The sequence below is a fragment of the Microbacterium sp. NPDC097977 genome, assembly GCF_040302605.1.
Taxonomy (GTDB): domain Bacteria; phylum Actinomycetota; class Actinomycetes; order Actinomycetales; family Microbacteriaceae; genus Microbacterium.
In genome coordinates, this window is sequence record NZ_JBEOUR010000012.1 from 25682 (window position 1) to 39947 (window position 14266).

At 72.0% G+C, this 14266-nt stretch carries 11 protein-coding genes; all 11 read right to left on the reverse strand.

Annotated elements, in window-relative coordinates:
- Positions 1-51: 51 nt before the first annotated feature.
- Positions 52-789, reverse strand: a complete 738-nt coding sequence (locus tag ABTZ43_RS04900) for a DUF1684 domain-containing protein (RefSeq protein ID WP_350538008.1) — start codon at positions 787-789, stop codon at positions 52-54.
- A gap of 174 nt (positions 790-963) precedes the next feature.
- On the reverse strand, positions 964-1818 hold the full coding sequence (locus tag ABTZ43_RS04905) for an alpha/beta fold hydrolase (protein ID WP_350538009.1): 855 nt from the start codon (positions 1816-1818) through the stop codon (positions 964-966).
- Between the two features lie 32 nt (positions 1819-1850).
- Positions 1851-2588, reverse strand: a complete 738-nt coding sequence (locus ABTZ43_RS04910; RefSeq protein ID WP_350538010.1) for a copper homeostasis protein CutC — start codon at positions 2586-2588, stop codon at positions 1851-1853.
- Positions 2585-4234 (reverse strand): PucR family transcriptional regulator, encoded by a 1650-nt coding sequence (locus ABTZ43_RS04915; RefSeq protein WP_350538011.1) that lies wholly within the window; start codon positions 4232-4234, stop codon positions 2585-2587. Before ABTZ43_RS04915 ends, ABTZ43_RS04910 begins: the two co-directional genes overlap by 4 nt.
- 16 nt (positions 4235-4250) lie before the next feature.
- On the reverse strand, positions 4251-5357 hold the full coding sequence (menC, locus tag ABTZ43_RS04920; RefSeq protein ID WP_350538012.1) for an o-succinylbenzoate synthase: 1107 nt from the start codon (positions 5355-5357) through the stop codon (positions 4251-4253).
- Positions 5354-6160 (reverse strand): GNAT family N-acetyltransferase, encoded by an 807-nt coding sequence (locus tag ABTZ43_RS04925; protein ID WP_350538013.1) that lies wholly within the window; start codon positions 6158-6160, stop codon positions 5354-5356. Before ABTZ43_RS04925 ends, menC begins: the two co-directional genes overlap by 4 nt.
- The gene (locus ABTZ43_RS04930; RefSeq protein ID WP_350538014.1) at positions 6148-7287 is read right to left on the reverse strand and encodes a M20/M25/M40 family metallo-hydrolase; all 1140 of its coding nucleotides are present in this window, start codon (positions 7285-7287) and stop codon (positions 6148-6150) included. The genes ABTZ43_RS04925 and ABTZ43_RS04930 overlap by 13 nt, the downstream gene beginning before the upstream one ends.
- Complete coding sequence (locus tag ABTZ43_RS04935) at positions 7284-10646, reverse strand: serine hydrolase (protein ID WP_350538015.1); 3363 nt, start codon at positions 10644-10646, stop codon at positions 7284-7286. The genes ABTZ43_RS04930 and ABTZ43_RS04935 overlap by 4 nt, the downstream gene beginning before the upstream one ends.
- A gap of 45 nt (positions 10647-10691) precedes the next feature.
- Complete coding sequence (locus ABTZ43_RS04940; RefSeq protein ID WP_350538016.1) at positions 10692-11441, reverse strand: ABC transporter ATP-binding protein; 750 nt, start codon at positions 11439-11441, stop codon at positions 10692-10694.
- A complete protein-coding gene (locus tag ABTZ43_RS04945; protein WP_350538017.1) occupies positions 11438-13267 on the reverse strand; it encodes a dipeptide/oligopeptide/nickel ABC transporter permease/ATP-binding protein in 1830 nt (609 codons plus the stop codon). The genes ABTZ43_RS04940 and ABTZ43_RS04945 overlap by 4 nt, the downstream gene beginning before the upstream one ends.
- Entirely contained in the window at positions 13264-14259 is a 996-nt protein-coding gene (locus tag ABTZ43_RS04950) for an ABC transporter permease (protein WP_350538018.1), read from the reverse strand. Before ABTZ43_RS04950 ends, ABTZ43_RS04945 begins: the two co-directional genes overlap by 4 nt.
- Positions 14260-14266 lie beyond the last annotated feature (7 nt).

Here is a 14266-nt window from a genome sequence, read left to right on the forward strand (position 1 = left end):
AGCTTAAGGCGCAGGGCTCCCGCCGGGGCGGCGAGTGCGGCGCCAGCGGGGTCACCGCCCCCGCACGACCGCGCGCTCCCCCGCGCGGATGGGCAGCGAGTAGCGGTTCTCGGCGAGCGGCTGCGGGCACAGGTACTGGTCGGAGAAAGCGCACGGCGGCAGGTAGGCCCGATTGAAGTCGACGATCACCGTGCCGTCGTCGTCGGGCTCGCCGATCGGCAGGAACCGGAACCGATACGTCTCGATGCCGTTCGTGCCGTCGGCGAAGACCGCCGTGAGACCGCCCCGCTCGGTGCGCGTCACGGACAACGAGAGCGGGATGCCGTCGAGCTCGAAGCGCAGCCGTCCGGCCAGCGTCTGCTGGTGCACCGAGCCGTCGACCGCGGTGATGGTCGCCGATTCCCCGGGCGTCTCGGTGAACGAGGCGCGGATCCGCCACCCCTGCCGCGGCGGATACGCGTCGATGCCTCCGAACGCCTCACGCTCGGCACGCGCCGGATTGAACACCCGCAGCGCGACCGCCCCCCGACGATCGAACACGCGCAGCTCGCGCCTGCCGAGCCGCAGCGTCTGCGGACCGTGGAGCGTGACGACCGATCCGGACGTGCCGAGGTCGGTTCCGCGGATACCACCGTCGCCCGTCAGCGCCCAGAGGCCCGGAACACCCTCCACGGCGGCGGGCTCGGTGATCAGCCAGTTCGTCGACTCGAGTGCCGCCGGACCGTACTCCGCCCCCGCGTAGCGCTCCCGCGTCTCGTGCCAGCTGCGCCACTCCTCCTCGAAACCCACCGCTCACCTCCCTCTCGCCCCCTCACACGAAAATATGCGGGGGCGGGAAGGGGAGGAGCGCGCGACGTCATGCGCATTCACCCGCTGTCACACGGGGTCATCGGGCGTCATGCGAGGACCCACAGGTGCTCAGCGAGAGAGGCGCGCGCGCTCAGCGAGAGGGGATGCGGGTGCTCAGCGGGCGGGGATGCGCGCGTCGAGCCACGACAGGATGTCGGCGCGGACCTCGTCCTGCTGCAGCTCCTGGAAGATCTCGTGGCGCGCATCGGGGTAGACGAGCGTGGTGATGTCGGTGAGGCCCGAGCGCGTGCGGTACTCGTCAGCCAGCTTGTGCACGCTCCGAGGACCGCCGACCGGATCGTCGCGGCCGACCAGCAGCAGCAACGGGATGTCGTGGTCGAGGTCCTTGCGCGGGCGGCCGTACATCTTGGCGGCCTCGATCGGGCCGAACAGCTTGAGCAGCGGCTGGTTCGTCGTGAGCGGGTCCTCGTCGAACGACGTCCACACCGCCGGGTCCCGGCTGAGCCATTCGAGGCCGGTGGCGTCGTCCGCCGCCCAGCGGGCGTTCAGCGGCGCGGCATTGAGCGAGCCGGGGGTGCGCAGAGCCGAGCCGGAGAGGATCACCGCATCCCAGGCCTCGGGGTGGTCGTTCACGAGCATCTGTGCGAGGAACGATCCCCACGAGTGCCCCAGCAGCACGAGGGGAAGGTCGGGGTGCTCTGCCGTGATGATGCCGGTGAGCTGCCAGATCGCCGCCTCCGCTGCGCGCAGACCGCCCTTGCCGAGTCGGCCGAGCTTCTCGGGTCCGCCGTGCTGGCGGATGCCGGTGCGACCGTGCCCGCGATGATCGTCGGCGTAGACGATGAATCCGGCGTCGGTGAGTGCGGCGATCAGCCGTCCGTACCGACCCGCATGCTCGCCCACCCCGTGCAGCAGCTGCACCACTCCTCGGGCATCACCTGCCGCCGGGTGCACGTCGTAGACGATGGCGATGCCGTCGGCATCCGCGAATTCTCGGGTATCCGTCACGCCCCCACACTACTGAGCGCGAGCGGCAGCCGTCAGTCGGCGAGGGCGGCGAGCACGCTCTGGGCGATCGCGAGATCGGTGACGTCGTACCCTCCGACGCCCTCGGCGGCCGCCCCCATCCGCACCCCGCCGGCCTCGTGCACCGTGCGCTTGGCGGAGAAGTGCAGCGCATCGACGCCGGTGGCGGCGAGATCGACGGCGTTGGCAGCCCCCACTCCGCTGCCTGCCATGACCTCGATCCCGCCTGCGGCCTCGAAGACGAGGGCACGCAGGGTCTCGATGCCGTCGATCGCGGCGGATGCCCCGCCCGAGGTCAGCACGCGGCGCAGTCCGAGTCCCCGGGCGGCGACGAGAGTGGCGACCGGATCGGGGGTGACGTCGATCGCACGGTGCAGGGTCACCGACGCCCCGCCGGCCGCATCGCGCAGACGTGCCATGGCGTCGAGGTCGAGGTGTCCGTCGGCAGCGAGGGCTCCGATCACGACCCCGTCGGCTCCGGCGTCGACGGCCCGGCGGACGTCGCGCTCGGACAGCGCGATCTCGTCACCGTCGTAGCGGAAGCCGCCCGCTCGGGGCCGGATGAGCACGTGCACCTCGAGTCCGTCTGCGCGGGCCGTCTCCACGGCCAGCTCGACGGTGGCGATCGAGGGCGTCAGCCCGCCGAGCGGCAGCGCCTGAGCGAGCTCCACGCGCGCGGCGCCCACGGCTCGGGCGATGCGGACGCCGGCGGGATCCTGGACGGCGATCTCGATCGCGGGGGTTCGGGTCACCCGACCATTGTGCCCGAGCCGGACTCGCGACCTGGCAGCGTGCGGATCTCCAGCATCGCGGCGAACCGGGCGTCGGGATCGTCGAGGTCGAGGAGTCCGACCTCCGCCACCCGGCGCAGCCGGTAGCGGAACGTGTTGGCGTGCACGAAGCACGCGGCCGCCGCCGCGGTGACATCGCCGAAGCTGTCGAGCCAGGCGGTGAGGGTGTCGACGAGGTGCGCGTCGTGCCGCGCGTCGTAGTCGATCAGCCGCGCGAGAGGCCCCGAGGGCGAGTCCTCCCTGGCGCTGCGCAGATCGCGGAGGTCGAGCAGGAGCGAGTCGATCTCGACGTCCGAGATGCGGGCGAGGGTGCGCGGGCCGGACGCCCGCTCCACGACCACGCGCAGCGCGCGATGGGCCTCGGCGCGCGACCGGGCGATCTCGGCGACCGTGGTCGCGGGGCGTCCGATGCCGATCAGCGCGGGGATGCGGTCGCCGACGCGGTGCAGGAAGTCCTCCGCGAGGCGGATGGACCTGTCTTCGCCGGCCGCATCCGCGACGGGCAGGATGCCGAACACGGTGTCTCCGACCAGGGCGACCGCGGCCCCCTGCTGCACCGCGGTCAGATGCAGGGCGAGCGCATCGGTGAGCCGCTCGCGCTCCGCGATGGAGTCGTGCTCGGTACCGTCCGCACCCCGCACCGCGGGGCGTGCCGCGATGACCCACACCCGGCGGCCGCCGAGCCCGAGGCGGCCGATCGCATCCTGGGCGTCGGCTCCGCCGTGCACGGCGCGGCTGACGAGCTCCGCGCGCAGGCGACGCTGGGCGTCGGCACCGGCGCGGATCCTCAGCAGATGAAGGGCGACGAGCTTGGTCGCGTCGCGCAGTGTCGCCGCGCGCTCCTCGGTGAGCGGGCCGTCCATGGCGGCCCAGATGGAGCCGAGGACCTCGTCGCCCGCGCGCACCGCGATGGCGACGCGCTGGGTCGACACTCCTTCACCCAGATGGACGGGGTCGACGACCACCGGCTCCTCACCGCGATAGAGGTCGCGGAAGACGCCCATCTCGGTGAGCACGCGGGCGTAGCGATCGGGGACCTGACGGCCGATGATGGTCTCGACCCGGGACGGGTCGGCCGCCTCCTGTCCACCGGAGAAGGCGAGCACGCGCGAGGAGCGGTCCTCGATCGTCACCGGGGCGTCGAGAAGAGCCGCGATGGCGTTCGCGACCGCGAACAGATCGCCCGACGAGACGCCGCCCAGGGACTCGGCGGGTGTCTGCCCGACGTCGTCTTCGGCGAGGAGCGAGCGCAGGAGCGCTGCCAGCTGGGTCCAGGTGGCGCCGCGCGCGAGGTGGAGGATGGCGATGTCACCCCGCTCGGCCGCATCGCGCACCGTCTCGGGCAGCGGCGTCGACGCGCGCACCACCACGGCGACCGCACCCCGCGCGGCGGCTCCGGTCACCAACGCGGCGAGCTCGTCGGCATCGCGCAGGGCGACAGCGAGCACGACGGCTCCCGGCGGATAGACCGGTTCGTCGACCGGATCGTGGATGACGACGCCGCCGATCTGCCGGTCGACGTCGATGCGACCGTGGGCCACCTCGAGCAGCGTCACCCCGAGGTCGTCGAGCACCCGACCCCAGTTCGACCGTGGCAGCGGACTCATATCGGCGAGCATAACCTCACATCGGCGACCACTCGGTCCAGGTGGTGAGCTCGTCGAGGATCTCCGGGATGGGCGTCACGCCGAGGCCGGGTCCGGTCGGCACCGTGAGCGCGCCGTCGCGCATGACGAACGGCTCGGTGAGGTCCACCCGGTAGAACCGGTCGCTCGCCGAGACGTCGCCGGGCAGGACGAATCCCGGCAGCGCGGCGAGCGCGACGTTCGCGGCGCGTCCGAGCCCGCTCTCGACCATGCCGCCGCACCACACGGGCACGCCCTGGGCCACGGCGAGGTCGTGGATGCGGCGGGCCTCGAGGTACCCGCCGACCCGGCCCGGCTTGATGTTGATGATGCGGGTGGCACCGAGACGGATCGCGGCCGCCGCCGTCTGGGCGGACGTGATCGACTCGTCCAGGCAGATGGGGGTGCGCAGCATCCGGGCGAGATCCGCGTGGCCGAGGATGTCCTCCTCCTCCAGCGGCTGCTCGATGAGCAGCAGATCGAACGGATCGAGGCGGGCGAGGTGCGCGGCGTCGCGCAGCGTGTACGCCGTGTTCGCATCGACCTGCAGCAGCACGTCGTCTCCGAAGCGCTCCCGCACGGCGCGGACGACGTCGACGTCCCACCCCGGCTCGATCTTCAGCTTGATGCGCACGTACCCCTCGGAGAGGTACCCGTCGACCGCGTCGAGCAGGCGGGGGATCTCGTCCATGATCCCGATCGACACTCCGCAGGGCACCGTGTCGTGGACGGCACCGAGCTCACGGGCGAACGACCTGCCCTCGGCACGCAGCTCCGCGTCGAGCACCGCCATCTCGATCGCCGCCTTCGCCATGCGGTGTCCCTTGAAGCGGCGCAGCACCTCGCCGATCATGTGCGCGCCCGAGAGCTCCACGCCGGTGAGCGCGGGGATGATCATCTGCTGGAGCACGTCGACGGCACCGTCGGTGTATTCGGGTGAGTAGACGGGATCGGGCAGCGTGACGCACTCTCCCCAGCCGTCGACTCCGTCGACCACCGCACGCACGAGCAGGATGTCCTTCGCCGTCTGGGTCCCGAAGGACGTCCGGAACGGGGAGACCAGCGGCATGGCCACCCGTCGCAGTTCGATCCCGTCGATCCTCATGCTGTCCACTCCTCTGGTCTGACGAGGTATCCCTCGCCGCGGTCGAACCCGACGATCCGGCCACCGGCATCCAGCGCCCTGGTCAGATCGTCGCGCACGCGCACCCGCCAGCCCTGGGCCGCGGCACGGTCCTCACGGCGGATGCGCTCGATGTCGGTCGGCACGGCCACGCGGAGATCCCCCGGCAGCCTCGTCTCGGTCGCCGACTCCCCGCCGGCACGGAGAGCGACCTCGGGGTCGCGCAGCTCCCAGCGCATGAGCAGCCGGTCGGTCTCGTCGTCGGTGTTGACGCCGTCGTTCATCGCACCGTAGAAGTCCGAGAGGTACTCCTGCGGGCGGGCGCCGAGCTTGGTGATGTTGAAGTGCGCGTTGCGGGCGACCAGCGGATCGAAGGTCCACTCGATGCGCTCGATCCCCCGCTCGAGCGCCCACGCACGCTGGTGCTGCTTGAGCGCGAACCCGATCGATCGTCCGGCCTGCGCGCCCGAGATCCCCGCGATGTGGCTGTAGAGCGCATGGCGACCCGGATCGGCGTGGAAGGCGATCGCGACCCCCACCAGCAGATCGTCGGCGAAGGCGCCGCCGATGTAGTTGCCGGCCTTGCTGAGGGCCCTCATGAGCTCCGGCGGCACCACGGGGTTCTCGGCCGGCCGACGCCAGATCCGTGACAGCAGCGCGATGGCCTCGGCGTGCTCGCCGACCGTCACCAGCTCCCGGATCCTGACGGCGGATGCCGCGGCAGCCCGCTCGGCGTGCGCCGCCGCCTCGTGGACGACGTCGTCGTCGTTCCTCAGCTCTGCCATGTCCCGTCCGTCCTCGAGATCTCTGCGGTCAGATCGGCGAGCAGCAGCGTCCGCGGAAGGAGCTCGGCCACGAGGGCGTGCTCGTCCTCGGCGTGCGCCCCTCCGCCGACCGCGCCCAGCCCGTCGAGCGTGGGGACCCCGATGCCCGCGGTGAAGTTGCCGTCGCTCGCACCGCCCACCGCCACCGCGACCACCCCGCCGAGGCCGTGGGGCGCGCCCCTCCGCTCGGCGAGCCGCACCAGCCCCTCCGACATCGCCCGCTCCAGCGGAGGGCGGTTGATCCCTCCGTGCACGGTGAGCCGAGCCTCGGGCACGGGCGACATGTACGTGCGCAGCGCGGCGTCCACGCGTTCGAGTTCCGACAGGGTCCACGCCCGCACGTCGACGAGCAGCCGAGCCTCGGCGGGAACCGTGTTGCCGGTCGTCCCCGCATCGGCCCTGGTCGGTGTCACGGTCGTCCCGGTCCCTGGGTCCGACAGCTCGGTCGCCGCCAGCGCCAGATGCGCGAGCGCGACGGTGGCGTTGACCCCGCGCTCCGGCTCCAGCCCGGCGTGCGCGGCGCGGCCGTGCACGATGAGCTCGTACATCGCGACGCCCTTGCGCGCCGCCTTCCACGCGCCCTGCTCCGAGGCCTCCGCCACGAGCGCGGCCGAGGCCCCCCGCGCGGTCTCCTCGATCAGCGCCCGGGAACGCCGTGACCCCGTCTCCTCGTCGCCGGTCACGAGCAGGGTCACACCCTCGCGGTCGTCCAGTGCGGCGACCGCGTGCAGCATCATCGCCAGCCCCGTCTTCATGTCGAATGAGCCCGGCCCCCGCATCACGCCGTCCTGCACCGAGAACGGCAGACGCGCGAGCGTGCCGATCGGCCAGACCGTGTCGTGGTGCGCCAGCAGCAGCACCCGCGTCGCGGCGCCGAAGCGCCAGCGCAGATGGGTGCACCCCTCGACGACGATGCGCTCGGGCGCGACCCCGAGAAGAGCGGTTCCGACCTCCTCGACGACGTCGGCCGAGCGCGCGACGGCCTCATCGTCGGACGACGGCGACTCGCACTCGATCAGCCGCCGGACGGTGTCGACGAGGGCGGCCTCCGTCGGCGCGACGGTGCGGAGCGGGGACGAGGGACTCATGCGTCGGTCGACACCTTCGGCGTGGCCCGCGCTCCGAAGTGCAGGTACTCCTCGCCCGTGGGCAGCGTGTAGAAGGTCGCGGTCATCCACGTCTGCGTCCCCGGCGCGCGCAGCGCGAAGACGCCGTCGCTGAACGGGGTGAGCGCATACTCGTCCACGGGGTCGGGCTCGAGCTCGGCGAGAGGTCCGAGCACGGTGGTGCGCAGCATCGGTCCGTTCTCGCCGGCGAACACCTCGGCCCGCACGGATGCACGCTCGTAGGTGCCGACGAACGGGGCGATGTCCACCTCGACCGGTTCGGTCGGCGGCTGCACCGATTCCTGCATGCGCACGCCCGCCAGCTCCGCGAAGACCTCGCGGTACAGGTCCTCGTAGAGGTCGCGGGTGTGCCCGCCGTTCGTCAGCAGAGTGACCGCGAGGCCCGATCCCTCGTGGATGCGCAGGAAGGCGGCCTGACCGAGGGTGTTGCCGTCATGGCCGTACAGGCGCTCGCCGTTCCAGTCGAAGCGGATCCAGCCGAGACCCCACGAGTCGCCGAGCACGTGCTTGTCCGGCACCTCGGCATGGAACGCCTGCATGTCGTCGACCGTTGCAGCCTCCAGCAGCCTCGTGCCGTCGGCGGCGACGCCACCGGCGAGGTGCAGCCGCGCGAAGGCCAGCACGTCCTCGGCACGGGCAGTGATGAGCCCCGCAGGTCCGAGAGCACGCGGCAGGCCCCATGCCGGTGTGACCACGCCCTCCTCGCCCACGTGGCCGACCGCCGCGGAGTGCAGGATCGCCTCCTCCGGCAGCGTCACCGTGTGCGTCAGACCGAGCGGGGTGAAGACGAGGTCGCGCATGGCCGCGTCCCACACCGTGCCCGTGACCTTCTCGATGAGCCGGCCGAGCAGGGAGAACCCGGAGTTGCAGTACGACCAGGTCGCCCCGAGCGGATGGTTCTGACCGATCTCGGCGAAGAGCTCGGTGTACTTCTCGAGGGTGTCGTCGCCGCGGCCGGTGTCGGTGAAGACGTCGCCGTCGATACCGCTCGTGTGCGTGAGGAGGTGGCGCACGGTGACGCCGGCGGTGATCTCGTCGTTCACGATGCGCACATCCGGCAGGATCTCGCGCACCGGGGTGTCGAGGGCGAGCGCCCCCTGCTCGACGAGGCGCATGACCGCGGTCGCCGTCCACACCTTCGAGATCGACCCGATCTGGAACACCGAATCCGTGAGCACGGCGGCCGACGCAGAGGGCAGGTTGCGGTTCAGCGTGCCGGTCGCGACGGTGACGAGGTCGTCGTGACCGCCGTCGCCGTCGACGCGGAGGATGCCGAGCTGGGCGCCGGGCACACCGTGCAGGTCGGCCAGGGCGTCGAGTCGGTGCTGCCAGTGCGCGGCGTCGATGGCGGCGGGGCGCGCGCCCTCGGTGCTCCCCGCGAAGCGCTCGACCCAGTCGACGACGCGACGGGCGTAGTCCGCCCGGTGGCTGGGAGCGCCGAGCAGGGGGAACACGTGGCTGCCACCCGGGTAGATGACGAGCTCGGTGGGCACCTGCCGCTCGCGCAGCGCGTAGTGCCACTGCTGCGCCTGGTGCACAGGGCAGCGCAGATCCTTCTCTCCGTGCAGCACGAGCGTCGGGGTGGTCACCCGCTCGACGTACGAGTACGGCGACATCTCGGAGAGCGCCTCGCGATCCGCCGACGCCCACGGCATGAGGCCGACCTCGAACAGGCTGAGGAGGTGCGCGTCGTCGCTCGTGCCGCCCATGCTGAACAGGTCGGCGACGATGCCGCCGGTCACGGCGGCGGCGAACCGCTCGTCATGACCCGTGAGGTACGCCGCCATGTAGCCGCCGTAGCTGTAGCCCGCGACGGCGAGGCGTGCGGCATCCGCCATGCCCTCCGCCACCAGCTCGTCGACCGGCTCGAGGAAGTCCTTGGCATCGGACACACCCCAGGCGCCGTTCACCCCTCGCCAGAACTCCTCGCCGTAGCCGTCGCTGCCCCGGGGGTTGATCATGAGGATCGTCCATCCGTCGGCCGCGAGCTGCTGGTGGTAGACGTGCATCTCGTCGACGGCGCCGTTCCACGAGTTGTGCGGGCCGCCGTGCACGTCGACGAGCAGAGGTGTCGCACCCGTGACCGACGGATCGCGCACGATCCACCCCTGCACCACGGTGCCGTCGCTGATGGTGAACTCGCGGCTCTCCCGCACGAACAGCTCGGCTCCGTGCGGAGCGTCGCCGTGCGCGGTGAGCACGGCGCTCGTGCCCGCGGAGAGGTCGAGCGCGATGATCTCGCCGAACGACGTCGGCGTCGACATCGCGATCGCCGCGGTGTCGCCGGCGACCGACAGGCCGCTCACGACCTCGTCGGTGCCGCCGTGCACGTGCCGCGGGGTGCCGCCCTCGAGCGGGACCGCATAGAGGTGGGTCGCGCCGCGGTCGCGGATCGCGAAGAGGATGTCGCCCGATGCGGTCACCTGCGGCAACGCCCCCGGATACGCGGGAGCGCCCGGCATGACGTTGCGGTCGAGACCGGCGGCGACATCGACGGTCTCCCCGGAGGCGAGATCGACGACGAAGAGTCCGGCATGGCCGTCCGGGTCGCCGTTCCATCCGACGACGATGAGGCGTCGCCCGTCGGGAGCGAACGACACGGTCGCCGCGAATCCGTCGGCGAACGCGAGGGTGCGCGGGCGGGCGGCGGGGTCGGCGGGCTCGATCGTCTGCACTGACGAGCGGAAGTCGAGGTCGCCGGCGGCATCGGGTCGCGCGACGTAGGCGAGGGTCGCGCCGTCCGGCGACCAGGCCGGGCTGCCCACGCCGGCCACGCCGTCGGTGAGGCGGCGCACACGGTCCTCCGCCAGGTCGAGCACGTGCACCTGCTCGCGCACCCCTCGGGTGAACCAGGCGCCGTCGACCAGGTAGTCGATGCCGGTGGTGACGATGGGGGCCTTCTCACGCTCCACGCGGGCGGCGTCGTCCTCGCCCGCGTCCGGCGACGAGAGGGGGATGACGGGGGCCGTGAATGCGATGCGCGATGAATCAGGGCTCCACACCGGCGCACCGGCCCCGAGGGGAAGGTCGGTGCGCTGCTGCGGCTCGCCCCCGGCGAGCGGCAGCGTCCACAGCTGTCCGTCGCGGAGGAAGGCCACCTGCGCGCCGTCGGGCGAGAACGCCGGGCTCGAATCGGAGGATCCGCGCGTGAGCGCCCTGACCGCGTCGTCCTCCGCGATCCACAGCGCACTCGTGCTGCGGTCGTCGACGGCGTCGGTCGCGCCGAGCACGTAGACGACGCGGTCTCCGGTCGGCGACAGGGTCGGCTGACTCGGCACGGTCAGAGCGAGAGCGTCGTCGATGCTCATTCTGCGGATCACGGGGACTCCTTCGATTGCGGCGCTGGCGGCACCGGGGTGTGCGGGTCAGGGGGTGTACTGGATGGGACGGGGGATCGAGGCGAGAAGCTCGCGGGTGTAGTCGTCGCGGGGGTCCTCGAGCACCTCGGAGGTCGGCCCCTGCTCGACCACGCGACCGTCGCGCATGACGGCCATGTGCGAGGCGACGTAGCGCACGACGGCGAGGTTGTGCGAGATGAAGAGCATCGAGAATCCGAGCTCGTCCTGCAGCTCGCGCAGCAGGTTGAGGATCGCCCCCTGGATCAGCACGTCGAGCGCGGAGGTGATCTCGTCAGCGATCAGCACCCGCGGTCGTCCGGCGAGCGCGCGGGCGATCGCGATGCGCTGCCGCTGCCCTCCCGAGAAGCGTCCGGGACGTGATCCGGCCGTGGCCGGGTCGAGGTGGACGAGGCGCAGCAGTCGGGCGACCTCCGCGTCGCGGTCGCGCGCGGTCGTGCGGCCGGGCATCATCTCGGCGATGCTCGCCCCCACCGGCATCCGCGGATCCAGCGACGAGTAGGGATCCTGGAACACCATCTGCAGCGGGCGGGGGCCCCGGCGCGGGATCGGCGCCCCGTCGAGGAGGATGCGGCCCCCGTGCAGCGGCATGAGCCCCACCGCCGCGCGCGCCAGCGTGGACTTGCCCGAACCGGACTCGCCCACCACGCCCACCACGCCGCCGTCGGGCACCACCAGCGACACGGCGTCGACGGCGGTCACCGCCCCGCGTCCGAGTCCGTATCGCACCGACACCCGATCGAACAGAAGCTCGCTCATCGGCTGCTCACCTCACTCTGATCGAGATCGCGCCCGAGGTCGGGAGCGGATGCCCCGACCTCCCCCTGCGACCGCTCCTCCTCGGCCTCGAGCGTCGCCAGCGTCGCCAGGGGACGATCGAGATCCGTGCCCATGTGCGGCACCGCCGCGAGCAGCGCGCGCGTGTACGGATGGGTGGCCGAAGACAGGTCCCTCACGTCGAGTTCTTCGACGATCTCACCCGCGCGCATCACGAGCACGCGGTCGCAGAGCTCGGCCACGACCGAGATGTCATGGCTGATGAAGAGGATGGATGTGCCCTCCTCGTCGCGGATGGCACGGAGCAGGTCGAGCACCTGACTCTGCACGGTCACATCGAGAGCCGTCGTCGGCTCGTCCGCGATGATGAGGCGCGGCGACACCATGAGTCCCATCCCGATCATGGCCCGCTGACGCATGCCGCCGGAGAACTCGTACGGGTACTGGCGCAGTCGGCGGCGCGGCGAGGTGATGCGCACGGACGCCAGACGATCCGCGGCGCGGTCCCGTGCCTCCTGCCGACGGAGGCCGGCGTGCTCGACGGCGACCTCTGCGAGCTGATCCCCCATGCGCATGGTGGGGTTGAACGACGACATCGGATCCTGGAAGACCACCGCCATCGACGTGCCGAGCAGGCGCCGTCTGCGGGTCGCGCCGAGGGCACGCGGATCGGTGCCGAGGAACCGGAGGGTGCGGGCGGTGACCGTGCCGGGTGACGTGACCAGCTGGGCCACGGCGAGCGCGGTCATCGACTTGCCCGACCCCGACTCTCCGACGATCCCCACGATCTCGCCGGTGCCGACCGTGAGATCGACGCCGCGCACGGCATGCACGGTGGTGCCGTTCGTGCCGAGGAAGTCGACCCGCAGGTCTTCGACCTCGAGCACGGGGGCGCTCTCGGCGGATGCGGTGTCGTCGGCCGAGAGCGGCGCGACGTGGGCGGGACGCACCCGGCGACGACGGGGGATCGCGGTGAGGATGGCATCGTCCGAGAGGCCGAGGCTGCGGGCCGCGGACTCTCCGGTGAGGTTGAATGCCAGTCCGGCGACGACGACGGCGATACCCGGGGCCAGGGCGGCCAGCGGATTGGCGTAGATGCCCCGGAGCCCGTCCATCATCAGCCGGCCCCAGTCGTACTCGGGGGGCTGGACGCCCAGTCCGAGGAACGAGAGACCGGCGAAGGCGAGCAGAGCGCCGCCGGCGCCGACGGTCGCGTTGACGATCAGCGGCTCGCCGATGTTCGGCAGCACGTGCCGGAACAGGACCCGGAACCGGCCGATGCCGCCGACGCGGGCCGCGGACACGAAGTCCCGCGCCTCGATCCCGGCGATGAGGTTCTGGCAGAGGCGGGCGAACGAGGGTGCGCCGGCGAGCCCGAGGGCGAACACCGCGGCGGTCGCCGTGCTGCCGAAGATCGCGGCGAAGAACAGGGCGAGGAGCAGACCGGGGAAGGCGACCGCGATGCCCGTGAACCAGGTCACGGCCCGCCCGAGGACCCGCCCGAGAAGCAGCGGCGCTACGCCGAGCAGGAGTCCGGCTCCGACGGCGACGGCCGTGGCGCACAGAGCGAGCACGATCGACAGCCGCGTCGCCACGAGGGTGCGCAGCAGCAGGTCGCGCCCGAGGTTGTCGGTGCCGACCAGGTGCTCCGCCGATGGGCCCGCGAGCAGGTCGCCGGTGTCGGTGGCATCCGCCTGGTCTCCCCACAGCAGCGGCGCGAAGGCCGCCGTGAGCAGCACGAGGGCGAGGAGGGCGAGCGCGGTCGCCCCGAGGGGCGTGCGCACCATGGCCGTGATCGTGCGCCTCATGCCGCCGCCGCCGTCGACTGCGGGTCGAGGGCCGCGAGCGCGGCGTCGACCAGAGTGTTGACCAGGAGCACCCCGACGCCGTAGACGAGCACCGTCCCCTGCACGAGCGGGTAGTCCTTGGCCTGGATCGAGCCCACGATCGTGCTGCCGAGGCCCGGCCAGGCGAACACCGTCTCGACGAGCACGGTCCCTGCGACGAGCCCGCTCAGCAGCAGTCCGCCGAGGGTGAGCGTCGCGGTCACGGCGTTGGGGAGCACGTGGCGCAGGGTGATGCGCGCCGAGCGGAGCCGCTTGGCGTGGGCGGTGCGGACGAAGTCGGCGTCGAGCACCGACAGCGCCTCGATGCGCAGGATGCGGGCGAGGATCGCCGCCGGCCCGAGCGCCAGCGCGAGCACCGGGAGGATGTACGAGAGCGGCCCTTCTCGGCCGGCGACCGGCAGCCACCCCAGCTCGACGCTGAAGACGGCGACGAGGGCGACCGCGAGCAGGAAGTCCGGGATCGATCCCACGACCACCGTCGAGGAGCTGAAGCCGACTTCGAGGCCCCGCGCTCGGCCGCGCTGGGTCGCGACCGCGACGGCCATGCCCAGGGGGATCGCGATGAGGATCGCGACGGCGAACGCGAGCAGTGCGAGCAGGAGCGTCGCCGGCAGTCGTTGGGCGATCGTGTCGGCGACCGGCAGCTGCGAGCCGATCGACACCCCCAGGTCGCCGCGGAAGAGTCCGCCGAGGTAGTCCAGGTACTGCTGCCAGATCGGATCGTTCAGCCCCAGCGACTCTCGTCGCGCCTCCACGACGGCGGCGGGGGCCGTCGGTCCGAGCGCCGCACGGATGGGGTCGCCGGGGACGAGGTGGATCATCAGGAAGGATGCCGTGATCAGCACCCAGAGCGAGACGAGCAGACGCCCGGTGCGGCGGATCGCGAACCTCAGCCAGCGATGGTCGCCGAGCTGCCGGTCGTCCTCCGCGATGCGGGTGGTCAGCGTGGTCATGGGATCC

Coding starts and splice junctions, on each gene's coding strand:
- ABTZ43_RS04940 (WP_350538016.1), bottom strand. CDS start 11,441: ATGAGCGAGCTTCTGTTCGATCGGGTGTCGGTGCGATACGGACTCGGA.
- ABTZ43_RS04950 (WP_350538018.1), bottom strand. CDS start 14,259: ATGACCACGCTGACCACCCGCATCGCGGAGGACGACCGGCAGCTCGGC.
- ABTZ43_RS04930 (WP_350538014.1), bottom strand. CDS start 7,287: ATGAGTCCCTCGTCCCCGCTCCGCACCGTCGCGCCGACGGAGGCCGCC.
- ABTZ43_RS04925 (WP_350538013.1), bottom strand. CDS start 6,160: ATGGCAGAGCTGAGGAACGACGACGACGTCGTCCACGAGGCGGCGGCG.
- ABTZ43_RS04945 (WP_350538017.1), bottom strand. CDS start 13,267: ATGAGGCGCACGATCACGGCCATGGTGCGCACGCCCCTCGGGGCGACC.
- menC (WP_350538012.1), bottom strand. CDS start 5,357: ATGAGGATCGACGGGATCGAACTGCGACGGGTGGCCATGCCGCTGGTC.
- ABTZ43_RS04915 (WP_350538011.1), bottom strand. CDS start 4,234: ATGAGTCCGCTGCCACGGTCGAACTGGGGTCGGGTGCTCGACGACCTC.